Origin of the sequence: Eggerthella guodeyinii, from assembly GCF_009834925.2 — a bacterium.
GTDB classification, from domain to species: Bacteria; Actinomycetota; Coriobacteriia; order Coriobacteriales; family Eggerthellaceae; genus Eggerthella; species Eggerthella guodeyinii.
This window is the reverse complement of record NZ_CP063310.1, coordinates 2,108,081-2,129,215: the sequence shown is the minus strand read 5'-3', so window position 1 is coordinate 2,129,215 and position 21,135 is coordinate 2,108,081. Positions and strand designations below refer to the sequence as shown.

At 66.6% G+C, this 21,135-nt stretch carries 19 protein-coding genes and 1 pseudogene; 15 read left to right on the top strand and 5 right to left on the bottom strand.

The features are described 5' to 3' along the window. The first annotated feature begins 550 nt into the window (after positions 1 to 550). Both GS424_RS08885 and GS424_RS08880 read left to right on the top strand, forming a co-directional pair. Positions 551 to 1,816 carry a RidA family protein gene (locus GS424_RS08885; protein WP_160941497.1) on the top strand — a complete coding sequence of 422 codons (1,266 nt, stop codon included), beginning with the start codon at positions 551 to 553 and terminating at the stop codon, positions 1,814 to 1,816. 199 nt (positions 1,817 to 2,015) lie between these two features. Further along, positions 2,016 to 2,267, top strand: a complete 252-nt coding sequence (locus GS424_RS08880; RefSeq protein ID WP_154331965.1) for a GlsB/YeaQ/YmgE family stress response membrane protein — start codon at positions 2,016 to 2,018, stop codon at positions 2,265 to 2,267. Positions 2,268 to 2,316: 49 nt separating this feature from the next. Here the strand turns inward: GS424_RS08880 and GS424_RS08875 are convergent, their stop codons facing one another. From GS424_RS08875 to GS424_RS08865, 3 genes are all read right to left on the bottom strand, one after another. Next, entirely contained in the window at positions 2,317 to 3,354 is a 1,038-nt protein-coding gene (locus GS424_RS08875) for a DUF4179 domain-containing protein (protein WP_160941498.1), read from the bottom strand. Continuing rightward, positions 3,344 to 3,835 carry an RNA polymerase sigma factor gene (locus GS424_RS08870; RefSeq protein ID WP_160941499.1) on the bottom strand — a complete coding sequence of 164 codons (492 nt, stop codon included), beginning with the start codon at positions 3,833 to 3,835 and terminating at the stop codon, positions 3,344 to 3,346. The genes GS424_RS08875 and GS424_RS08870 overlap by 11 nt, the downstream gene beginning before the upstream one ends. A 90-nt stretch (positions 3,836 to 3,925) precedes the next feature. Then, the gene (locus GS424_RS08865) at positions 3,926 to 4,897 is read right to left on the bottom strand and encodes a helix-turn-helix transcriptional regulator (protein ID WP_160941500.1); all 972 of its coding nucleotides are present in this window, start codon (positions 4,895 to 4,897) and stop codon (positions 3,926 to 3,928) included. Positions 4,898 to 5,123: 226 nt separating this feature from the next. Here GS424_RS08865 and GS424_RS08860 point away from each other — a divergent pair, with 226 nt between their 5' ends. After that, entirely contained in the window at positions 5,124 to 6,710 is a 1,587-nt protein-coding gene (locus tag GS424_RS08860) for a YfcC family protein (protein ID WP_160941501.1), read from the top strand. Between the two features lie 54 nt (positions 6,711 to 6,764). On the opposite strand, the gene GS424_RS17865 is transcribed toward GS424_RS08860, so the two are convergent. Next, positions 6,765 to 7,580, bottom strand: coding sequence for an ABC transporter permease (locus tag GS424_RS17865; protein ID WP_218958844.1), 816 nt, complete (start codon positions 7,578 to 7,580; stop codon positions 6,765 to 6,767). A 698-nt stretch (positions 7,581 to 8,278) separates the two neighbouring features. Here GS424_RS17865 and GS424_RS17860 point away from each other — a divergent pair. Both GS424_RS17860 and GS424_RS17855 read left to right on the top strand, forming a co-directional pair. Next, a complete protein-coding gene (locus GS424_RS17860; RefSeq protein WP_218958843.1) occupies positions 8,279 to 8,479 on the top strand; it encodes a hypothetical protein in 201 nt (66 codons plus the stop codon). A 6-nt stretch (positions 8,480 to 8,485) separates the two neighbouring features. Further along, positions 8,486 to 8,731, top strand: coding sequence for a hypothetical protein (locus tag GS424_RS17855; RefSeq protein WP_218958842.1), 246 nt, complete (start codon positions 8,486 to 8,488; stop codon positions 8,729 to 8,731). 167 nt (positions 8,732 to 8,898) lie between these two features. On the opposite strand, the pseudogene GS424_RS18135 reads toward GS424_RS17855, so the two are convergent. Then, positions 8,899 to 9,345, bottom strand: a pseudogene (locus tag GS424_RS18135) (ABC transporter ATP-binding protein); the annotation flags it as partial. Positions 9,346 to 9,501: 156 nt separating this feature from the next. On the opposite strand from GS424_RS18135, the gene GS424_RS08850 reads away from it, so the two are divergent. The 10 genes from GS424_RS08850 to GS424_RS08810 all read left to right on the top strand — a co-directional run bounded on the left by GS424_RS08850 (position 9,502) and on the right by GS424_RS08810 (position 21,133). After that, positions 9,502 to 10,191: a response regulator transcription factor gene (locus tag GS424_RS08850; protein WP_160941502.1), complete on the top strand. Its 690-nt coding sequence runs from the start codon at positions 9,502 to 9,504 to the stop codon at positions 10,189 to 10,191. Continuing rightward, positions 10,188 to 11,216 carry a HAMP domain-containing sensor histidine kinase gene (locus GS424_RS08845; RefSeq protein WP_160941503.1) on the top strand — a complete coding sequence of 343 codons (1,029 nt, stop codon included), beginning with the start codon at positions 10,188 to 10,190 and terminating at the stop codon, positions 11,214 to 11,216. The genes GS424_RS08850 and GS424_RS08845 overlap by 4 nt, the downstream gene beginning before the upstream one ends. A 122-nt stretch (positions 11,217 to 11,338) precedes the next feature. Beyond that, positions 11,339 to 12,346, top strand: a complete 1,008-nt coding sequence (locus GS424_RS08840; RefSeq protein ID WP_160941504.1) for a LysR family transcriptional regulator — start codon at positions 11,339 to 11,341, stop codon at positions 12,344 to 12,346. A 120-nt stretch (positions 12,347 to 12,466) separates the two neighbouring features. After that, a complete protein-coding gene (locus GS424_RS08835) occupies positions 12,467 to 14,068 on the top strand; it encodes an FAD-dependent oxidoreductase (protein WP_160941505.1) in 1,602 nt (533 codons plus the stop codon). Between the two features lie 241 nt (positions 14,069 to 14,309). Beyond that, positions 14,310 to 15,770, top strand: coding sequence for an MATE family efflux transporter (locus tag GS424_RS08830; RefSeq protein WP_160941506.1), 1,461 nt, complete (start codon positions 14,310 to 14,312; stop codon positions 15,768 to 15,770). A 366-nt stretch (positions 15,771 to 16,136) separates the two neighbouring features. Further along, positions 16,137 to 17,966 (top strand): NADH-quinone oxidoreductase subunit 5 family protein, encoded by a 1,830-nt coding sequence (locus GS424_RS17925; protein ID WP_244977502.1) that lies wholly within the window; start codon positions 16,137 to 16,139, stop codon positions 17,964 to 17,966. Between the two features lie 18 nt (positions 17,967 to 17,984). Beyond that, the gene (locus GS424_RS17920) at positions 17,985 to 18,854 is read left to right on the top strand and encodes a complex I subunit 1 family protein (protein WP_160941508.1); all 870 of its coding nucleotides are present in this window, start codon (positions 17,985 to 17,987) and stop codon (positions 18,852 to 18,854) included. 13 nt (positions 18,855 to 18,867) lie between these two features. Next, complete coding sequence (locus GS424_RS08820) at positions 18,868 to 19,311, top strand: NADH-quinone oxidoreductase subunit B family protein (RefSeq protein WP_114546267.1); 444 nt, start codon at positions 18,868 to 18,870, stop codon at positions 19,309 to 19,311. A gap of 3 nt (positions 19,312 to 19,314) precedes the next feature. After that, positions 19,315 to 20,043, top strand: coding sequence for an NADH-quinone oxidoreductase subunit C (locus GS424_RS08815; protein ID WP_154331959.1), 729 nt, complete (start codon positions 19,315 to 19,317; stop codon positions 20,041 to 20,043). Position 20,044: 1 nt separating this feature from the next. Then, positions 20,045 to 21,133: a hydrogenase large subunit gene (locus tag GS424_RS08810; protein ID WP_154331958.1), complete on the top strand. Its 1,089-nt coding sequence runs from the start codon at positions 20,045 to 20,047 to the stop codon at positions 21,131 to 21,133. The last annotated feature ends 2 nt before the right edge of the window (positions 21,134 to 21,135 follow it).

Genomic DNA, 21,135 nt, shown 5'->3' with positions numbered 1-21,135 from the left:
AGCAAGGGCCGTAGTCTAGTTTTGGTCTAATGCTTTTGAGACATGGGGCGATTGGCTATAACGTAAATCCATAAAATAGCATTTTGAACAGGTATTTTAGTAATCAGTTTCTCGGTTGAGATATCGCGTTATGCAGGGAACTTCGGCTGGGGGTCAAGGGGTCGCAGGTTCAAATCCTGTCAACCCGACCAGCAACGTAAAACATGCCATCGGACAGCTGCCCGATGGCATGTTTCTTTTCGCGGCGAGACCGCTCATGGCGAAATCGTGGGCATCGTGTGATCGGAAGGTGACGGGGCGGGATAGCAATCGGTGAACGGTAGGCGCGATAATCCTGCATGAAACGCGCCTTTCGACCCCGTTTTCTGCATGGCGGGGGAGGGGTTTCCACTATTCGCGGCGAACGGTCGGGCGGACGCCTTCCCGGCGGGAGGAAATCTTCCCAGAAATGAATTGTGCACCTGCACAAAACGTTATACTACGGTCTTCCGGACATTCGGAGCGCTCCTACGGAGCGGCAAGCGAAGCACTCAAAAGGAGGATACGATCTATGAGCGGTGATAACGTAGTTTTGGCTCGTAACACGGAAGAGGCCCCGCAGAGCGACCGTCATGCGCAGACCGTGGCGTTCTCGCACTACAACAACATCTCGGCCCAGCTTCCCATCGACCCCGAGACCGGCGAGCTCGTCGAGGGCGGCATCTTCGAGCAGGCCGAGCAGTGCTTCGAGAACCTCGAGGCCATCGTCGAGAGCATCGACCACTCCTTGAACGACGTCGCCAGGATCACCGTCTTCGTGCGCGACATCCGCGACCTGGTGGCCGTCGACGAGGTGTACCGCGCCTTCTTCACCACCTACGTTCCCGCCCGCACGGTCATGGCCGTCGCGGCCCTGCCGATGGACGCGCTCGTGCAGGTGGAGGCGCTCCTGACCAACGGCGAGGGCACCATCCCCAACGAGCCGCAGGCCGGCGACCTCGTGAAGTACGTGAACAACACGCACAACGCCCCCTACGACGCCCTGTCCTCCCAGACCGTGGCCTTCTCGCACTACAACAACGTCACCGCGCAGCTGCCCATCGACCCCGTGTCGAACCAGATCGTGGTCGGCGGCGTGGCCGAGCAGGCCGCGCAGTGCCTGAAGAACATCAAGGCGATCCTCACGAGCATCGACGTCCCGTTCGACGACATCGTCAAGGTCACCGTCTTCCTGAAGAACCTCTCCGACCTCGACGCCGTGAACGACGTGTACACGCGCTTCTTCCCGGATTCGGGCATCGCCCGCGCCGTGGCCTACGTGCCCGCCCGCACGGTGGTCGAGGTCGCCGAGCTGCCGATGCACGCGCTCGTGCAGATCGAGGCCGTGGTGTCGCACGGCGACGGCACGCCGCCGCAGGAAGTGGAAGCCCGTCACGGCCTCATCATCGAGGCGAACGACACCGACGCGGCCCCCACGAGCCCGCTCTCCACGCAGAGCGTCGCCTTCTCGCACTACAACAACATCTCGGCGCAGCTGGGCGTCGACGCCGCGTCGGGCAAGCTCGTCGCCGGCGGCGTTGCCGAGCAGGCCGAGCAGGCGTGCAAGAACATCAAGGCCATCATCGAGAACGTCGACCACACGATGGAAGACGCCGTCAAGGTGAACGTCTACCTGAAGAACATCGACGACCTCGCCGCCGTCGAGGACGTGTGCGCCCGCTACTTCACCGGCGCTCCCGCGTTCCGCGCGGTGGGCACCGCGGCGCTCCCGATGGACGCGCTCGTGCAGATCGACGCGATCTTCGGCAACGCCGAGGGCACCCCGCCGGTCAAGTAACCTGCCGCACCGCCAGCTGAACGGAAGGGCCGGAGAGCGATCTCCGGCCCTTTTTGCATGACGGCGCGGATCACGGAGTCACGGAGCGGCATCCAACCGCCAACGGGCCGCATACGGCTTCCTGGTCAGGCTGTTCTCATCGAGCTGCTCGTCTATCCTTTCCTTCATCATCTACGAGCATCCGAGAAAGGATACGGATATGAGCATCATCGTATGGATCATCATCGGCGGCTTGGCCGGTTGGATCGCGAACATGATCATGAAGACGGACGGCAGCCTCATCAAGAACATCGTGACGGGCATCGTCGGCGCCCTTATCGGCGGTTTCGTCATGAGCTTCTTCGGCGCCGCAGGGTTCACCGGGTTCAACCTCTGGTCGTTCCTCGTCGCGCTGATCGGCTCGGTGATCCTGATCGCCATCATCAACGTGCTGACCGGCAAGCGCGCCTAGCGCCGCCGCCTCAAAGGCCGGGAGCGGACGCTCCCGGCCTTTTCGCGCTTCACGGCATCGGGATATCCACGCTCCCGACCGTGATCGACGCCACCTCGTCGAGGTCGAGGAACCGGTCGAACATCAGGGACTTGCCGGCGACCGTCGCATACTCCCGCACCTCGACCGCGCCGCCGCTTTTCTGCGTCGCGTCGACGACGGTGCCGTCCTTCATGTTCACCGTCAGGGGCAGGCTTTGCAAGCGCTTCGATTGCGGCGTGTCGAAGCCGATCGGGTTCACCTCGATCGGGAAGTCGATCATCAGGTCGACCGACAGGCTCAACGGCGAGATCGTGATCGCGTTGATCGTGGCGGTGCCCTCGTCGAACGCGAACGTCTGGCCAGCCGGCACGTTTCTCGACAGGTCGGCGCAGTTGGCGAGGAAGCTCATCCTCCAAGCGCCTTCCACGAGGGTTCGCGCCTCGCCGTCCTCGTCGAGCGCCATGAGGTCGAGCAGCTTCACGCGCACGGGCTTGCCGAGGAAGCTGCCGCCGCCGTGCGTGTCGATGGTGCTCGCCTTCACGAACTGGATGGCGTTGTCGTCGGGATCGGCGTCGAAGAAGTACGAGGTGGTGCCGCGCGACGGAGCCCCGTCGATCGTGACGGTGGCCAGGTTCCCGAACGTAAGCGCCAGCGTGCCGTCCTCGTTCTCCCGGATACCCTCGAACGCCGTGCCGTCGTCCTTCGCGACGGTCAGCACGACGACGTAGTTGGACCAATCGCCCACGACGGCCTCGGCGGTGACGGTGACGCCGTTCGAGGACGCCTGCGCGACGGGGCGTCCGATGCCGTCGACCACCTCGGTAGCCGGAGGCGTTTCCGCCTTCGCGGGCTTCTGGCGCTCCAGCATCCCGGAGGCGTACGCCGTGCAGCCGACCACGAGGGCGAGGACGGCGGCGGCCGCGGCTATCGCGAGGGTGCGGGTTCGGCGGGACGTGCGGCGGGGCCGCTCGGGCGCGGCCGCGGCCTCGACGGCCTGCGCCAGGCGCCGCGCAGCCTCGGGGGAGAACCGCAGCTCGTCGAGGGCTTTCCGGTACTCATCGATCATCGTCGGCTCCTTCCAGCGCGGCGCGCAGCTTGGCGCGCCCGCGGCTCAGATGCGCTGCGACGGCGTCTTCGGTGCGGCCGGTCATCTGCGCGATCTCGCGCGCCGTGTACCCTTCGTAGTAGTGCAGGTACAGGGCCTCCCGGTACGCTTGCGGCAACGCCATCACCGCGTCCAGCACGTCGTCGTCCGGCGCTTCGGGCGCGGCGGCCTCGGCCGCGGCGTCGAGCGCCACCGACGTGCGCCGCCGCCCGCTGCGCAGCACGTCCTTGCAGGCGTTCGCCGTCGTGCGCACCACCCAGGCGCGCTCGTGCTCGGCGCTCTCGAACGCGCGCCCGCCCTGCAGCAGCTTGATCAGCACGTTCTGGCAGATGTCCTCCGCGTCGTGCGTGGACTTGAGGTACGTGTAGCTCAGGCGCAGGATGAGGTCGGCGTACGTGCGCACGAGCCGCTCCGCTTCGCTATCGGGTTGTCGCTTGCGCATAAGGGTCCGTTTCCTGTCGTCCTTCGGGCAACGTCGCTTCACCTGCGATACGATCCAGAGGCCCGAATCCTGACAGCGCGGGCGAGATTCCTAGGAGAATTCCCAAAAATCCTGGATGAGCTCCTTGCGGTTCGAGCGCTCGGCCTTCTGGAGGATGTGGTGCATGTGCACCTTGACGGTGCTCGGCGCGAGGTGCATGGAGGTGGCGATGTTCTGGTTGTCCTTGCCCAGCAGCACGAGCCTGAGCACCTCGGCCTCGCGCTTCGACAGCTGGCGCGCCGCCGCGTAGGCCACGAGGTTCTGGTCGATGAACGTCTCGAGCGACGCGCCGCCCTGCGTGGGCGGCTCGGCGCGCCGCAGCGACAGGTTCCTCCACGCGCCCGTGCAGGCCGCGAACGCGCAGCACAGCACGAGCGCGTTCTCGGCGAAGTTGCGCTCGGGGAAGAAGGGCAGCGCCTGGCCCCCGGCCACGTGCGGGTCGATGATCAGCAGGAACACGACGTTCTCCAGCAGCACGCACGTGACGAGCGCCCACAGCGCGCCGTACAGCGCGCGGTGGCGGCGCATGCGCAGCCGCAGCACGTCGTCGCGCGTGCCGATGTAGCGGGCGGCGAGGTAGACGAGCATCGCGTACAGCAGAGCCTCGCGCATGCTGTAGAACAGGAACTCCTGGCCGTTGCCCGCGGGCACGAGCAGCAGCACGGCGGCGCTCGCCAGCGCGAACACGGCGCCCGGGACGTAGCGCACCGCGGGCCTGCGCTCCTCCAGGTACTCGCACAGCACGAGCCAGAACGACACGAGCGCGCCGCCGCCGATGAGGATGGAGGCCACGGGGCTGCCGATGAAGAAGGGGGAGGCGGACGATTCGGCCGCGCGCTGCATGAGGAAGTCGTCCTGGAACACGAGCGCCACGTCGAAGAAGTAGAACAGGAAGCCGGCGAACGCGTAGCGGTACGCCTTGTTGCGCGTCACCAAGTACGAGGCGAGGCACGTCGCCGCCGTCAGGATGACGGCCAGCAGCACGATGAGCGTGTAGTAGAAAAGCCCGAGCCCCAGATCCATGCGCGTCCTCGTTCGTCGTCGGCACCACGCGCCCCGAGGGGCGCACGTCTCGAACAGTATAGACGATTCGCCGCAACGCGCCAGCTCAAACGCCCCTACAACCGAAATACACCCGCTCCTACCACCAGGTTAGGACTGCCCGCGCACCCGCTCGCGCGACACGATGGGGCCAACGTCCGAAGCGTATCGAACGAAACGACGAAGGTAGACGAAAGGGGACCAGCGCATGTCGACGGAAGCCGCACTGCCCACCAGCACCGCCTCGCCCAAGGAGGACCCGCCCAAGAAGAAGAGGAAGCTCAGCTTCCCCACCGCGTTCACCATCCTGTTCGCGCTCACCATCGTCGCGGTGGCCGCCACCTGGTTCGTGCCGGCGGGCCAGTACGCGAAGCTGGCGTACAACCCCGACGCGGACACGCTGCAGATCACGAGCCCGCAAGGCGAGGTCAGCGAGATCCCGGCCACCCAGGAGGAGCTCGACGCCATCGGCGTGAACATCGGCATCGACCAGTTCACGTCCGGCGCGCTGTCCAAGCCCATCTCGGTGCCCAACACCTACGAGCGCCTGGAGCAGCAGCCCAAGGGCATCGCCGACATCACGGTGAGCATGGTGTCGGGCACGGTGGAGGCCGCCGACATCATGGTGTTCATCCTCGTGCTGGGCGGCCTCATCGGCGTCGTGAACGCGAGCGGCGCGTTCGAGTCGGGCCTCATGGCCCTCACGAAGAAGACGAAGGGCCACGAGTTCCTGCTCGTGTTCCTCGTGAGCGCCCTCATGGTCCTCGGCGGCACCACCTGCGGCCTCGAGGAGGAGGCCGTGGCCTTCTATCCCATCCTCGTGCCCATATTCCTGGCGCTCGGCTACGACTCCATCATCTGCGTGGGCGCCATCTTCCTGGCCGGCTCGATGGGCACGACGTTCTCCACCATCAACCCGTTCTCCGTGGTCATCGCCTCGAACGCGGCGGGCGTGAACTTCACGCAGGGCATCGAATGGCGTATCGCCGGCTGCATCGTGGGCGCCGTCGTGGTCATCGCCTACCTCTATTGGTACAGCCGCAAGATCAAGGCCGACCCGACGTTCTCCTACACCTACGAGGACCGCGAGAAGTTCGCGAAGCTGTACAACGTGGAGACGGGGGAGACGAAAGAGGCCAGGAAGAGCGGCTTCACGCTGAAGAAGAAGGCCATCCTCGTGCTGTTCGTGGCGGCGTTCCCCATCATGGTGTGGGGCGTCGTGAGCCAGGGCTGGTGGTTCCCTCAGATGGCGGCATCGTTTCTGGCCATCGCGATCATCATCATGTTCCTGTCGGGCATCGCCGAGAAGAAGGTGGTGGACGCGTTCATCCACGGCGCGTCGAGCCTCGTGGGCGTGTCGCTCATCATCGGGCTCGCGCGCGGCATCAACCTCATCATGGAGCAGGGGCTCATCTCCGACACGCTGCTGTTCTGGTCGTCGGGCCTCGTGCAGGGCATGACCGGCCCCATCTTCATCATCGTCATGATGTTCATCTTCTTCCTGCTGGGCTTCGTGGTGCCCTCGTCGTCGGGCTTGGCCGTGCTGTCCATGCCCATCATGGCGCCCCTGGCCGACACCGTGGGCATCCCGCGCTCGGTGGTGGTGTGCGCCTACCAGTGGGGCCAGTACGCCATGCTCTACCTCGCGCCCACCGGCCTCGTGCTGGCCACGCTCACCATGCTGGACATGAAGTACTCCAAGTGGCTCAAGTTCGTGTGGCCCATGGTGCTGTTCGTGCTCATCTTCGGCGGCATCCTGCTGGTGGTCCAGGTGCTGGTGTACGGAGCCGCGTAAGGACGTTGCGGGCGAAGGCGGGAGCGTCTCCCGCCTTCGCCGGGCGCGCCGCCGCTAGCTCCTCAAGGCGACGACGGGGTCCTTTTTCGCGGCCATGCGGGCGGGCACGTAGCCGGCCGCCAGGGTGAGCGCGACGCTGACGGCGATCAGCAGCAGCGCGTAGGCGGCGGGGAGCGAGGCGATGCCGTCCACGCCCAGCAGCGAGCTGACGACGGCGTTGATGGGAATGCAGATCAGCAGCGTGGCGCCCACCCCGATGATGCCGGAAGCGAGGCCCTCGATGAACGTCTCGGCGTTGAAGATGCTCGTGACGTCGCGCTTCGAAGCGCCGATGGCGCGCAGGACGCCGATCTCCTTCGTGCGTTCGAGCACCGAGATGTAGGTGATGATGGCGATCATGATGGACGACACGACGAGGGAGATCGCGGTGAAGGCGATGAGCACGTAGCTGACCGTGTCGACGATGGTCGTGAGCGAGGACGTGAGGGTTCCCACCATGTCGGTGTAGGTCACCTTCTCCGCATCGCTGCCCGCCTGGTCGTTGTAGGAGGAGATGAAACCCTCGATCGTCTCCTTGCCCTCGAAGTCCGCCGGGTACAGGGCGATGCCCGAAGGCTGGTCGATCGTGCAGTACCCCAGGGCTTCGAGGACGTCCTCGTAGGTGGACGGCGTGTCGTCCGACATCCGCGCGGCGAGCGCCGCCAGCTGGTCGTCGGACAGGGAGGCCGCCGCCTCGCCCGCGCCCGGCGTTCCCGCGTCCGCGGGGGAGAGGGTCGCCGCGCCTTCCGCGGCCGGGTCCGCTTCGCCGCCGTCGAACGCTTCGCCGGTCAGCACGTTCGTGCCGGGATCGGCGAGCTGCTGGCGCACCACGGCGCTCGACGAGGTCGCCCGTGTACGCGACGCCGCTGCTCCCCTGCGAATCGTCGGTGAGCCTGAGCACGCCGGAGATGCGCACGGGGACGCCCGCCTCCTCCATCTTGGAGGCGAGGAACCCGCCGTCGCCGCCCTTGTCCACCCAGGCGCCGCCCTCGGTTCTCGCATAGCGATCGCACGGCGCGAGCGCGGTGAACTCCAGCCCCAGCACGTCGTCGTAGGAGAAGCTCTCCTGGGGGTCGTCGTAGTCCTCGCCGTTCTCCACCGCGGCGACGAGCTCGTCCATGCGATCCGCGTCCATGAGGCCGAGCGTGTACAGCGTGTAGTCGGAAACCTGCCCGTTCCGGTCGATCACCAGGGCCGCCTCGCCGGCGGAGGCGGGCCACGAGCCCGCTTCGAGCGCGTAGCTCGCCTCGCGGAGCGCCTCGTCGTCGGGCAGCTGCGCCCAAGCCGAGCTGGCGGAGCCGCCCAAGGACGCCACGGCGCCGACGGGCGAGGCGGAGGCCATGGCGGAGGGGAGGCCCGCGGACTCCGAATCGCCCGTGAGGGACGAGGGGCTCGCCTGCACCGCGTCGCCGTTCTCGTCCAGGCGCATGATCTGGGGCGTCAGGTCGTAGCGGTACTCGACGGCGGAAAGCGACCCCTCCACCTCGCCGTAGTTCGCCTTCAGGTACGCGTCGAAGGCGCCCAGGTCGTTGACGGCGCTCATCTGCTCGCTGCGCTCCACGCTGTCGGCCACGATGTTGTTGGAGACGATGTCTCCCGCGGGCGCCTCCCCATCGTCGCGGCCGGCCTGCGCGCCTCCGGACGCCATCATGCTCGACAGGTCGAACGTCTCCTTCTCGAGCTCGATGGGATACGATCCCATGGTGTCGGTTTCCAGCTGGGAGATGTAGTCGTTCATGCCGGTCGACAGCGACAGGATGAGCGCGATGCCGATGATGCCGATCGCCCCGGCGAACGCGGTGAGCAGCGTGCGCCCCTTCTTGGTGACGAGGTTGTTCAGCGACAGGCCCAGCGCGGTGCCGAACCCGAGCTTGGTGCGCCGCGGCTTCGCCGGCTTCCCCGCCCGCGACGAGACGATGGCGGGAGGGTTCGTGTCGGAGACGACGCGGCCGTCCTTGAGCCGTATGATGCGCGACGCGTAGCGCTCGGCCAGGTCCGGGTTGTGGGTGACCATGATGACCAGGCGGTCCGAGGCCACCTCCGCCAGCAGGTCCATGATCTGGACGCTCGTCTCGGAGTCGAGGGCGCCCGTGGGCTCGTCGGCCAGGATGATGGAAGGGTCGTTCACCAGCGCCCGGGCGATGGCCACGCGCTGCATCTGCCCGCCCGACAGCATGGCGGGCTTCTTGTCCAGCTGGTCGCCCAGCCCCACCTTCTCGAGCGCCGCCGTGGCGCGGGCGCGCCGGTCGGAGCCGCCCTCGCCCGATATCTTCAGCGCCATCTCCACGTTGGCGAGCACGCTCTGGTGCATGATGAGGTTGTAGCTTTGGAACACGAACCCCACGCTGTGGTTGCGGTAGGCGTCCCAGTCGGCGTCCTCGTAGCCGGCGGTCGAGCGGCCGTCGACGAGGAGGTCGCCCGACGTGTAGCCGTCGAGGCCCCCCAGTATGTTGAGCAGCGTGGTCTTCCCGCATCCCGACGGGCCCAGCACCGCCACGAACTCGTTGCTGCGGAAGTCGACGGTCACCTCCTTCAGGGCATGGACGGCCCCCGAGGCTACCGGGTAGTCTTTGGCGATGTTCCTGAGCTGAAGCATTGCTTCACGTCCTTCGAACGGTATCGAGCGGATGTTGTCCCCGCCAGGTTATCGGCGTTTCTTTAACTGTCGTTGAACCGCGCCTTCACAACGGCTTCACCGCCGCGTGCGACAATGGCGGCCGACGGGGCGGAGACGACGAGAGGCGGCAAGCCCATGGTGCGGATACTGGTCGTGGAGGACGACGACAGCCAGCGCAGGCTCATGTGCTCCGTGCTCGAGCGCTCGGGGTACGCCGCGCTGCCCGCGAGCGACGTCTCGCGCGCCCTGGAGGCGTTCGACCACGTCGTCGTCGACCTGATCGTCCTCGACGTCATGCTGCCCGGGAAGGACGGGCTCTCGTTCGCGCGCGACCTGCGCGCTTCGGGAATCGACCTGCCCATCCTCATGGTCACCTCCAAGCGGCTGCCGGCGGACAAGCGGGCGGGCTTCCTCGCCGGAACCGACGACTACCTGACGAAGCCGGTCGACTTCGACGAGATGCTGCTGCGCATCCGGGCGCTGCTGCGGCGCTCGAAGATCGCGAGCGAGCGCAGGCTGACGGTGGGCGCGGTGACGCTGAACGCCGACACGCTCACCGTGACGCGCGGCGAGGATCGCCAGACGCTGCCGCAGAAGGAGTTCCAGCTCCTGCACAAGCTGCTGTCGTACCCCAACCACGTGTTCACGCGCCGCCAGCTCATGGACGAGATGTGGGGCGTGGACTCGGAAAGCCAGGAGGGCACGGTGAGCGTGCACGTCACGCGCCTGCGCCGCCGCTTCGAAGGCTACCCCGAGTTCGAGCTGGCGTCGGTTCGGGGCCTGGGGTACAAGGCGGTCGTGCACGCGGACGGCGGCCGGCCGTGAGGCTGCTGCGGCGCGTCGGCCTGTCGCTGATCCTGTCGCTGGCCTTCATGGCGGCGTTCCTGCTGTCCGTCGCCATCGTGTTCGCGATCACGGTGCTCGTCGTCGGCGCGCCCTCGCCGGACGATCCCGATTTCCGCATCATGCTGGAAGTGCTCGTGGCCTGCACCCTCCTGGGCACGCTGCTGTCGCTCGTGCTCACCCGCTTCCCGCTCAAGCCGGTGCACGCCATCTCGAAGGGGATCGACCGGCTCTCGCACGGGCACTTCGACGTGCGGCTCGACATCAGGCGGCCGGCGGAGTTCAAGGAGCTTTCCGACGGGTTCAACCGCATGGCCGAGGAGCTGCAGAGCGTCGAGCTGCTGCGATCCGACTTCGCGAACGACTTCTCCCACGAGTTCAAGACGCCCATCGCCTCCATCAAGGGGTTCGCCGAGGAGCTCCTCTACAACGACGGCCTGACGGAGGGGGAGCGCCGCGAGTACCTGCGCGTGATCGCCAAGGAGTCGGGCCGGCTCGCCAAGCTGTCGAACGACGTGCTGGACCTGTCGCGCCTCGAGCGGCAGAAGATCGTCGCGGACCGTTCGCGGTTCGACCTCGCCGAGCAGGTGCGCCTGAGCGTGCTCGTGTTCGAGCGGCGGGTGGAGGAGAAGTCGCTCGACCTCCGCATCGACCTCGACGAGACGGAGGTCGAAGGCGACGCGGGCCTGCTGGAGCAGGCGTGGATCAACATCATCGACAACGCGGTGAAGTTCACGCCGCGGGGCGGCTCGATAGCCGTGTCGCTCGGACGGGAGGACGGCCGCGTGGCGTTCGCCTGCTCGGACGAGGGATGCGGCATGGACGAGCGCACCGTGCGCCATGCGGCCGACCGGTTCTTCCAGGGCGACGAATCGCGCGCGACGCAGGGCAACGGCATCGGGCTGAGCCTCGTGCGCCGCATCGTCGAGATCCACGAGGGATCGCTGAGCATCGAGAGCAGGCCGGGGGAGGGCACCGAGGTGAAGGTCCGCCTCCCGCTCCCCTGAGGTTGCGCGGCGGGGTCGGCGGGCAAACCGAACGGCGCGCGTCATCCTTTATGATCGGCGCGGCGTATGCTACCGTGTCGATCAGCCGTTCTTTTGCCGTCCCGACCGCATCGAGGTGCAGCATGCAGATGGAGTCGCTCTCGCTGTTTCTTGCCGTCGCCGAATCGAAGTCCATAGCCAAGGCCGCCCAGCGGCTCTACATCACGCCGCAGGGGGCGAGCGCCGCCATCATCGCGCTCGAGAAGCAGCTCGACGTGCGGCTGTTCGACCGGTCGGGCGCCGCGCTCGAGCTCACGAAGGAGGGCGAGGCCATCGCGGCGGAAGCCGAGCGCGTGGTCGGCTCCTATCGCAGGCTGCAATCGGTGGCCGCCCTGCAGGGGGGCTCGCCCGCTTCGCGCGAGCGCTTCCGCGTGGTGGTGTCGCCCTTCGCGAAGCGAACCCTCGCCCCGGTCATCGAGGAGTTCGGGAGGATCGGGGACGACGACCGGGTCGTCGACCTCGTCGAGGCGAGCGTGTACGACATGGCGCGCCGCTACGACCGCCTCGACGCGGGCACCCTGTACGTGCTCGACCTCCCCATGGACCTCGGCATCGTGGCGGGCGACCTTCCGCCGGGCTTCCTCGACGCCGTGCTGAACGACCCCGGATTCTTCGAGCCGTTCCTCCTGTCGAGCTTCATGCTGCGCTGCGCCGACGGCAGCGCCTACTCCAAGAAGCCGTGGGTGCGGTGGTCCGACCTCGACATGGACAAGATAGCGTGCCACAACGACGCGTTCCTCGAGCAGATGATCCGCCATTACCTGGGGCGTGCGGGCGACGGGGAGCCCGGGATGAAGGTGACCAACCCCGACCTCTTGGACGCCGCGGTGCGCGAGCAGGGGATGGTGAGCCTGTTCGGCTCGTTCCCCGTGATCTTCCGGGAGCGCAACCGGCAGCCCACCGGCGGCGTCGCGGTGGAGCTGAGGCCGGAGGCCTCGTTCGTGACCGGCGTCGTGGGCGGGGCGGGCAACGCCCAGGCCTCCGCGTTCCTGCGCTTCATGCAACGGCTGCTCAGACAGTCCTTCTCCTCGTACATGCGGCGCAACGACCCGGACCGCTTCTTCGAGGAGAACGGTGCCGCGCGCCCTTGACGCCTCCCACCTGCGGCCGCAAGACTTCGATGGGGCGGCCGCAAGAACTCCTTGCTGTTCGACGGTGCCCGGCGCGCGTAGGCTGGGATCGTTGGAAGGAACGACGACAAGGAGGATGGAATGGGCGAGGAGAGAATGGTCCTGTCGAGGCGGCACCTGCTCATGGGGATGGGCGTCGGCGCGGCGACGATGATGGCCGGCCTGGCCGGATGCTCGGCCGCCGAGCCGAAGGGTTCCGCCGCGGGCGGGCAGGAAGGCGCGCCGAGCGTCCTCAAGGAGGCGACCGAGACCGTCGAGGCCGACGTCGTGGTGGTGGGCTCGGGCATCGCGGGCATGTCGGCGGCCATCACGGCGGCCGAGGAGGGCGCCAGGGTGGTGCAGCTGGAGAAGCAGAGCATCCTCGGCGGCGGCTCGAACTTCGCCGAAGGCGTATTCGGCATGGGGTCGGACCTGCAGAAGGAGGCCGGCGTCACGGGGGACTTGGCCGACCTGCTGGCCATCGAGATGGAGTTCCAAAAGTACAAGGTGGACTACACCCTGTGGAAGGGCGTGCTCGACGGCGCGGAGGAGAACCTTCTGTGGCTCATCGACCAGGGGGTCGAGTTCGTCGGCCTCAACGAGGCCGTTTACGGGAACCTGCGGACCCAGCACCTCTACAAGGATCACCGCGGCGCGAACATGATCGCCAAGCTCGAGGAGTCCGCGCGGGCCGCCGGCGTCGAGACGCGGCTGAGCACGCCCGCGAAGCACCTGATCGTGGAGAACGGCGCGGTGGTCGGCGTGCAGGCGGAAAGCGGCAAGGACGTGGTCGACGTCATGGCGAAGGCCGTGATCCTCGCCACGGGCAGCTCCGGATCGAACTGGGAGATGTTCGACGAGCACACCTCGCGCAGCTCGAAGCACTACATGTGGTGCGGCGCGCAGGGCATCGAGGGCGACGGCATCAAGATGGCGATGGAGGCGGGCATGGGGGCGTGCTACCGGCTCATGGCCCCCATCGTGGGCACCACCGTCGAGCCGCTGGGCTTGACGTCGCAGCTGGCGGCGCTGGGCGCGTGCAACCCCATCGCGCTCTGGGTGAACCAGGACGGCGTCCGCTACATGGACGAGGGCCAGGTGCGCAAGGTCATCACCGCCCCGAACGCGCTCGACACCCAGATCGTGTCGTACTCCATCGTCGACCAGGATCTGTTCGACACGCTGGTGGAGCACGGCGACCCCAACGTGGGCTGGGGCTTCTACGTCCCGCGCGGCACGGCTTTGAGCGAGGCGCCCGCCGAGCTCGAGAGGGAGCTCGAACGCGGCACGGACACCATATTCAAAGCCGATTCCCTCGCGCAGCTCGCCGAGCAGCTGTCCATCGACCCCGTGGTGCTGCAATCCACCGTCGACGAATACAACGGCGTCGTGGACGCCCAGGTCGATGCGATCCACCGCAAAGACCCCAAGTACCTCACGCACAAGGTGTCGACGCCGCCCTTCTATGCCTTCCACGTGGTCGGCTCGAACGTCAACATGTTCGGCGGCATCCACGTCAACTCGGAATGCGAGGTGATCCGCGAGGACGGCTCGACCATCGAGGGGCTCTACGCCGCCGGGCTCGAGTGCGGAGGGTTCCAGGGCGAGACGTACGGCATCTCCATCCCCTCGTCCTGCCAGGGCATCGGGCTGTCCACCGGCCGGCGCAGCGCGAAGAACGCGGCGCGGCGGGCGCGCTCGTAGGCTGCGTCCACAGGCGGGCTTCCGGGTTGTGATCAGCGGCTTGGTCACGTATACTGGTGCTCGCTCGGGATGACCCGAGCCTTGCCGAGCGTCGAGCCCCTCGCGGGTTGCTCCGCCGGCGAGCCCGTCTGCCGGGACAACCCGGGAAACCATCGAGCATGCGGCCCGCCCGACGATCCGCCCGTTGCGGCCCGCCGCGCGGCGGGCCGCATGCTCGCGCACGTATGGAGCGAAGCGAAACATGCACGGAACCGAAGAGAGAACGGACGGCGCCCTCGCGCCGAAGAGCGACCAGAAGATCGACCGCCTGGGCACGGAGAGCACGTTCAAGCTGCTGCTGGAGTTCTCCATCCCGGCCGTGGTGGGCGTGCTCGTGCAGATGCTGTACAACGTCATCGACGCGGTGTACGTGGGGCACGCGGTGGGGGCCGACGGCCTGGCGGCCACGACGGTGGCGAACCCCATGATGACGGCCATGATCGCGGTGGCCATGCTCGTGGGCGTGGGCGGCAACGCGCTGGCGGCCATCAAGCTGGGGGAGCGTAGGAAGGACGTGGCCGAGCGCGTGGTGGGGAACAGCTTCGTCTTGCTGCTCGTCGCCACCGTGGTGCTGTGGGTCGTCGCGTTCTTCGCGCTCGAGCCCATCCTGCGCTACTCGGGCGCCGACGATTCCGTCCTGCCGCTCGCGCTCGACTTCATGACGATGATCGTCGCGGGCTGCCCGCTGCAGTTCATCGCGTTCGGCATGAACAACTTCATCCGCACGGCCGGCCATCCCAACCGCGCGCTGGGCTCCATGCTCATCGGCACGGGCGCGAACGTGGTGCTGGGCTACCTGTTCATCATCGTGCTCGACGGCGGCATGCGCGGCGCGGGCCTGGCAACCGTGTGCTCGTGGGCGCTGTCGGCCCTGTTCGTGATGCAGTTCTTCCTCAAGAAGGACTCGCCCATGCCCCTACGGCGCCCCTCGATCGCCCTCGACCCCCGCATCGCGCTGCGCATCTGCGCGCTCGGCATCGCGCCCTGCGTCATGGAGCTGGGCTTCGCCGTGTCGTCGATGATCGAGAACAACCTGCTCGTGCTGTACGGCGCCTCCGATGCGCTCGGCGTGGACGGCGCGCTGGCGGTGATGCGCGTGCTGTCGGCCGTGGGCCTGTTCACGTTCATGCCGGCCATGGGCATCTCGATGGGCGCGCAGCCCATCATCGGCTACAACTACGGCGCGCGGACGTTCGGCCGCATGAAGCGCGTGCTCGTGCAGGCCATCGTGCTGGGCATCGCCATCACGACGCCCCTGTGGGCCACGGTCATCCTCGCGCCCGACATGTACGCGCACCTCTTCGGGCTGCCCGAGCAGTACATGGGCGAGACGGCGTGGGCGCTCGTGCTGTACCTCCTGTTCATCCCCATCCTGCCCATCCAGACCATCGGCTCGAACTACTTCGACGCCACGGGCCAGGCGGTGAAGGCCACGGTGCTCACGCTCACGCGCCAGATCCTGTTCCTCATCCCGCTGCTCGTGTTCTGCCCGATCTTCCTGCCGGAGGTGCTGCCCATCACGGCCCTCGAGAGCGTGTGGCTGGCCCCTTCGATATCCGACATCACCTCCACGCTGCTCGTGTCGGGCTTCCTCGCGCTCGAGTGGCGCCGCTTGCGCAAGCTGGAGGCGGGGGAGCGGCGGAAAGCCCCGCAACGGCCATAGCGCACGGCTATCGCGCCATTGATGTTGTGCACGTGCACAATTGAAGAAGCCGAGGTGACAGGCGGAAAACGAACGGGCGACGGGATGCCGTTCGCCAAGGGCATTTCGCCGTTGGGCGCGTCCGTATTCACCGTTGACACCCTTTTACCGAGCAATCGCCTCCGGAAAGGCCCTGTCATCCGACCGTGCGCTTTTCTCTGGTAGAGTGGCGAAGCGGGCGATATCGCTCGCTTCTATTGTTCAAGTGCAATCGGTAAAGGTAAAGGGGGAAGCTACGTGGCTATGCTCGGGTTTTTAATCCTTTTCCCGCTGGTCGTTGCTGGCGTTCTGCTAGTCGTGCGCAACAACCGGGCGAGAAACGTGATTGTGGGCGCCTCCGCGCTCGTCATCGGACTGGCGTCGGTGTGGCTCGTCGTATCCTATCTGGGAGCTCCGTGGATAACGTATGATTTCTACTCCCCGGTGGTCGATTACATCTGCATGGCCGTCAGCGTGCTCATCGCCGTCGCCATCCTGTTCTTCGGCATCAAGTACAAGAACGTGTGGGCCTGCGTGCTCGCCCTCGTCCAGGTGGTGGGCTCGCTCGTGTTCGAGTTCGGCTTCGCCCACGACATCCTCGTGACCGAGGGGCTCTACCTCGACTCGCTGTCGCTGCTCATGGCGTTCATCATCGGCGTCATCGGCTCCGGCATCTGCGTGTACGCCCTCGGCTACATGGAGGACTTCCAGGCGCACGAGCCCGAGGGCGCGAAGGACCGTCGCCCGACGTTCTTCGCCCTCATGTTCGTCTTCTTGGCCGCGATGTTCCTCATCGTGTTCTCGAACAACATGCTGTGGCTGTTCACCGGCTGGGAGATCACCACGGTGTGCTCGTTCCTCCTCATCGGCTTCACGCGCACCGAGGAGGCCATCAGGAACGCCTTCCGCCAGATCATCATGAACATCCTCGGCGGCATCGCCTTCCTCGTGGCCCTGTACGTCATGGCCATCCAGTTCAACACGCTGTCGTTCCTCGAGTTCCTGCAGATCGGCATCGCCAACCCCGGCCTCGTCGTGCTGCCGGTGACGGCGCTCGCGTTCGCCGGCCTCACGAAGGCCGCGCAGATGCCGTTCCACACGTGGCTGCTCGGCGCCATGGTGGCGCCCACGCCCACCTCGGCGCTGCTGCACTCCTCCACGATGGTGAAGGCCGGCGTGTTCATGCTCATCAAGCTGGCCCCCATCATGATGGCGTGCCCCGTGCCGTCGGTCATGGTCATCCTCGTGGGCGGGCTCACGTTCCTGTTCTGCTCGTTCATGGCCATCTCGCAGTCCAACGCCAAGCGCGTGCTGGCGTACTCGACCATCGCCAACCTCGGCCTGATCGTGGCCTGCGCCGGCGTCGGCACGCCTGAGGCCGTGTGGGCCGCGACCTTCCTCGTGCTGTTCCACGCCATCGCGAAGTCGCTGCTGTTCCTGTGCGTCGGCACCGCCGAGCACCACATCGGCAGCCGCGACATCGAGGACATGGACCTCCTGTTCGAGCGCATGCCGCGCCTCGCGCGCTTCATGATGCTCGGCATCCTGTGCATGTTCATCGCCCCGTTCGGCATGCTGCTGGCCAAGTGGGCCACGCTCGTCTCCTTCGCCGACACCGGCCAGGTGGCGCTCATCGTGATCCTGGCGTTCGGCTCCGCGGCCACGTTCATGTTCTGGGCGAAGTGGCTGGGCAAGCTCTCCGGCATCGCCGCCCGCCCCGAGAACGTCGAGGTCAAGGTGCACACGAGCGAGTGGGTGGCCATCATGGTCATGGCCGTGCTCGTCATCCTGTGCTGCGTGGGCCTTCCCATCGTCTCGTGGACCGTGGTGGAGCCCTACATCTACAGCGTGTTCGGCACCGTCGGGCAGGACATCTCCTCGTCCAACCTGTGGATCGCCTCCATCCTGTCGGCGTTCATCGCCGTGGTGCTGTTCGCCGGCCTCGGCCGCTCGAAGGCCAAGAAGGTCGACATCTACCTGGCGGGCGTGAGCCGCGACAACGCCGAGCGCACGTTCTCGAACTCGCTGTCGGGCGAATCCACCGCCTCGGCGCGCAACTGGTACCTCGAGGGCATCTTCGGCGAGAAGCGCATCTCGCCCTTCGGCACCGCGTGCTGCACCATCATCATCGTGATCGCATTCGCGGCGGCGGCCGTGGGCGTTCCGGGACTGTTCTAGGAAAGGGTGTGATCTGACATGACCATGCTGTTCGCTCTCATCGGCACCCTCGTCTTCGCCATCGTCGCGCCGGTCCTGGGATGTTTGCTCGCAGGGCTCGACCGCAAGATCTCGGCCCGCATGCAGGGCCGCGTAGGGCCCCCGCTGCTGCAGCCGTACTACGACGTGCGCAAGCTCATCGAGAAGGACAACGTGTCGGTGAACTCCACCGAGGGCACCTACATCACGTGCGCCCTCGTGTTCACCCTCATCGCCGGCGGCATCTTCTTCTCCGGCGGCAACCTGCTGATGAGCGTCTTCGTCATCACGCTGTCGGGCCTGTTCTTCATCGTGGCCGCGTACTCCACGCGCTCGCCTTACGCCGAGATCGGCGCGAACCGCGAGACGCTGCAGGTCATGGCGTACGAGCCCATGGTGCTGTTCATGGCCGTGGCGTTCTACATGGCGGCCGGCACGTTCAACTCGGCCGGCGTGTTCTTCCTCGACATGCCCGTCGTCACCAACATCTGGCTCGTGTTCCTGGGCTTCCTGTTCGTGCTCACCATCAAGCTGCGCAAGTCGCCGTTCGACCTGTCGTACTCGCACCACGCGCACCAGGAGATCGTCAAGGGCATCACCACCGAGATGAGCGGCAAGACGCTCGCGAAGGTGGAGATCATGCACTGGTGCGAGAACATCCTGTTCCTCGGCTGGACCGCGCTGTTCTTCCTCTGGGGCAACCCGCTGTCCATCGTGCTGGCGCTCGTGGTGGTGGCGCTCGTGTACTTCCTCGAGATCTGGATCGACAACAACTTCGCTCGCGTGAAGTGGCAGGCCCTGCTGGCATCGGCGTGGGGCGTGGCCCTCGTCGCGGGCGGCGTGAACATCGCGTTCCTGGCCTACCTGTAAAGGAGCTGCACCTATGACGTATGCAACCAAATCACCGTGGGTCATCCACTACGACGGTTCCAGCTGCAACGGCTGCGACATCGAAGTGCTGGCCGCGCTGTGCCCCGGCTTCGATGTCGAGCGCTTCGGCATCATCAACACGGGCAACCCCAAGCACGCCGACATCTTCCTCGTCACGGGCAGCGTGAACGAGCAGAACATCAGCGTGGTCCAGGAGATCTACAACCAGATGGTCGAGCCGAAGGTGGTCATCGCGTGCGGCATCTGCGCATGCTCGGCCGGCATCTTCCACGACTGCTACAACGTGATCGGCGGCGTCGACCAGGCCATCCCCGTGGACGTGTACGCGCCCGGCTGCGCCGTGCGTCCCGAGGCCATCATCGACGCGGTCGTGCAGGGCCTCGGCATCCTGGAAGAGAAGTCGAAAGCCCTGCAGGCACAGAAGAAAGGGGCCTAGATCATGACCCTGCAATCCGAGTTCATCCCCCTGACCGTCGAGGGCCTGCCGGCGCTCGCGGCCGAGAAGAAGGCCGAGGGCGCGCGCTTCGTGCAGATGCTGTGCGTGAACACCGAGGACGGCATCGACCTCGTCTACTCGTTCATGAAGGACGGCGTGCTGGCGAACCACGAGATCAAAGGCGTGAAGAAGGGCACCGTCGTGCCCAGCGTCACCGATCAGTTCCTGGCCGCGTTCGTGTTCGAGAACGAGGCGCACGACCTGTTCGGCGTGGACATCAAGGGCATCGCCATCGACTTCGGCGGCAACTTCTACGCGCTCGCGCAGAAAGAGCCCATGACCATCGTCTCGCCCGAGCAGCACGCCGCCCGCGAGAAGGCCAAGAAGCTCGCCGCCGCCAAGGCGGAGAAGGCCGCGAAGGCCAACGCGTCGTTCGTCGCCGACCATCCCGACGCGAAGCCGAAACGCGAGGGCGTCATCGAGCCGTCCGGCGACGACGATCTGGAGACGCGCCTGGCCGGCATGGATCCCGAGAAGGTGGCCCGCGTGCGGGCCGGCATCGCCGCGAAGGCCAAGAAGGCCGCGGCCGAGGCGGAAGCAGCCAAGAAGGCGGCCGCCGACGAGAAGATCGCGGGCCTCGACCCGGAGAAGGCCGCCAAGGTGAAGGCGGCGCTCGAGGCCAAGGCCGCGCGCGAAGCGGCGAAAGCAGCCGCTGAGAAGGAAGGAGAGTAGCATGGGAAAGGCGACCGTCATCCCGTTCGGCCCCCAGCACCCGGTGCTGCCCGAGCCTTTGCACCTCGACCTCGTGGTCGAGGACGAGACCGTCATCGAGGCGGTTCCCCAGATCGGATTCATCCACCGCGGCCTCGAGAAGCTCGTCGAGACGCGCGACTACAACCAGTTCATCTACGTGGCCGAGCGCATCTGCGGCATCTGCGCGTTCGGGCATTCCATGGGCTACGCCGAGACCGTCGAGAAGCTCATGGGCGTCGAGATCCCCACGCGCGCCGAGTACCTGCGCGTCATCTGGCACGAGCTTTCGCGTGTCCACTCCCACGTGCTGTGGATGGGCCTCGCGGCCGACGCGTTCGGCTTCGAGAGCCTGTTCATGCACTGCTGGCGCCTGCGCGAGCGCGTGCTCGACATCTTCGAGAAGACCACGGGCGGCCGCGTCATCTTCTCGGTCGTCAAGGTGGGCGGCGTGGTCCGCGACATCGACGACGCCCAATTCGCCGAGATGAAGCGCGTGCTCGAGGGCATCAAGGACGACTACCGCCAGCTGTGCAACGCCTTCCTCAAGGACACGTCGGTGAAGAACCGCACCGTGGGCGTGGGCTACATCAGCCACGAGGACGCGCTCGCCCAGAGCATGGTGGGCCCGTTCGCCCGCGCCTCCAACGTGAACTACGACGTGCGCATGCTGGGCAACGGCGGCTACGGCTTCCTGAACGATTTCCAGCCCATCCTCGACGGCCAGGGCGACTGCTACGCCCGCGTGAAGGTGCGCGCCCTCGAGGTGCTGCAGTCCATCGACATCATCGAGGAGATGATCGCCAAGATCCCCGCCGGCGACATCGCCGTCGACGTGAAGGGCTCGCCCGCAGCCGGCGCCGAGGCGGCCAACGTGGTGGAGCAGCCCCGCGGCGAGTGCTACTACTACGCGCGCGGCAACGGCTCGAAGAACCTGGAGCGCATGCGCATGCGCACGCCCACGTCGCAGAACCTCGCCGGCATGGCCACGGCGCTGGCCGGCTGCGATCTGGCCGACGTCAACATGATCGTGCTCACCATCGACCCCTGCATCAGCTGCACGGAAAGGTAGGA

Excerpts from the sequence above, each read along its gene's own strand:
- GS424_RS08885 (WP_160941497.1), top strand. The coding sequence starts at position 551 with ATGAGCGGTGATAACGTAGTTTTGGCTCGTAACACGGAAGAGGCCCCG.
- GS424_RS08880 (WP_154331965.1), top strand. The coding sequence starts at position 2,016 with ATGAGCATCATCGTATGGATCATCATCGGCGGCTTGGCCGGTTGGATC.
- GS424_RS08875 (WP_160941498.1), bottom strand. The coding sequence starts at position 3,354 with ATGATCGATGAGTACCGGAAAGCCCTCGACGAGCTGCGGTTCTCCCCC.
- GS424_RS08870 (WP_160941499.1), bottom strand. The coding sequence starts at position 3,835 with ATGCGCAAGCGACAACCCGATAGCGAAGCGGAGCGGCTCGTGCGCACG.
- GS424_RS08865 (WP_160941500.1), bottom strand. The coding sequence starts at position 4,897 with ATGGATCTGGGGCTCGGGCTTTTCTACTACACGCTCATCGTGCTGCTG.
- GS424_RS08860 (WP_160941501.1), top strand. The coding sequence starts at position 5,124 with ATGTCGACGGAAGCCGCACTGCCCACCAGCACCGCCTCGCCCAAGGAG.
- GS424_RS17855 (WP_218958842.1), top strand. The coding sequence starts at position 8,486 with ATGCCGGTCGACAGCGACAGGATGAGCGCGATGCCGATGATGCCGATC.
- GS424_RS08850 (WP_160941502.1), top strand. The coding sequence starts at position 9,502 with ATGGTGCGGATACTGGTCGTGGAGGACGACGACAGCCAGCGCAGGCTC.
- GS424_RS08840 (WP_160941504.1), top strand. The coding sequence starts at position 11,339 with ATGCAGATGGAGTCGCTCTCGCTGTTTCTTGCCGTCGCCGAATCGAAG.
- GS424_RS08835 (WP_160941505.1), top strand. The coding sequence starts at position 12,467 with ATGGGCGAGGAGAGAATGGTCCTGTCGAGGCGGCACCTGCTCATGGGG.
- GS424_RS08830 (WP_160941506.1), top strand. The coding sequence starts at position 14,310 with ATGCACGGAACCGAAGAGAGAACGGACGGCGCCCTCGCGCCGAAGAGC.
- GS424_RS17920 (WP_160941508.1), top strand. The coding sequence starts at position 17,985 with ATGACCATGCTGTTCGCTCTCATCGGCACCCTCGTCTTCGCCATCGTC.
- GS424_RS08820 (WP_114546267.1), top strand. The coding sequence starts at position 18,868 with ATGACGTATGCAACCAAATCACCGTGGGTCATCCACTACGACGGTTCC.
- GS424_RS08815 (WP_154331959.1), top strand. The coding sequence starts at position 19,315 with ATGACCCTGCAATCCGAGTTCATCCCCCTGACCGTCGAGGGCCTGCCG.
- GS424_RS08810 (WP_154331958.1), top strand. The coding sequence starts at position 20,045 with ATGGGAAAGGCGACCGTCATCCCGTTCGGCCCCCAGCACCCGGTGCTG.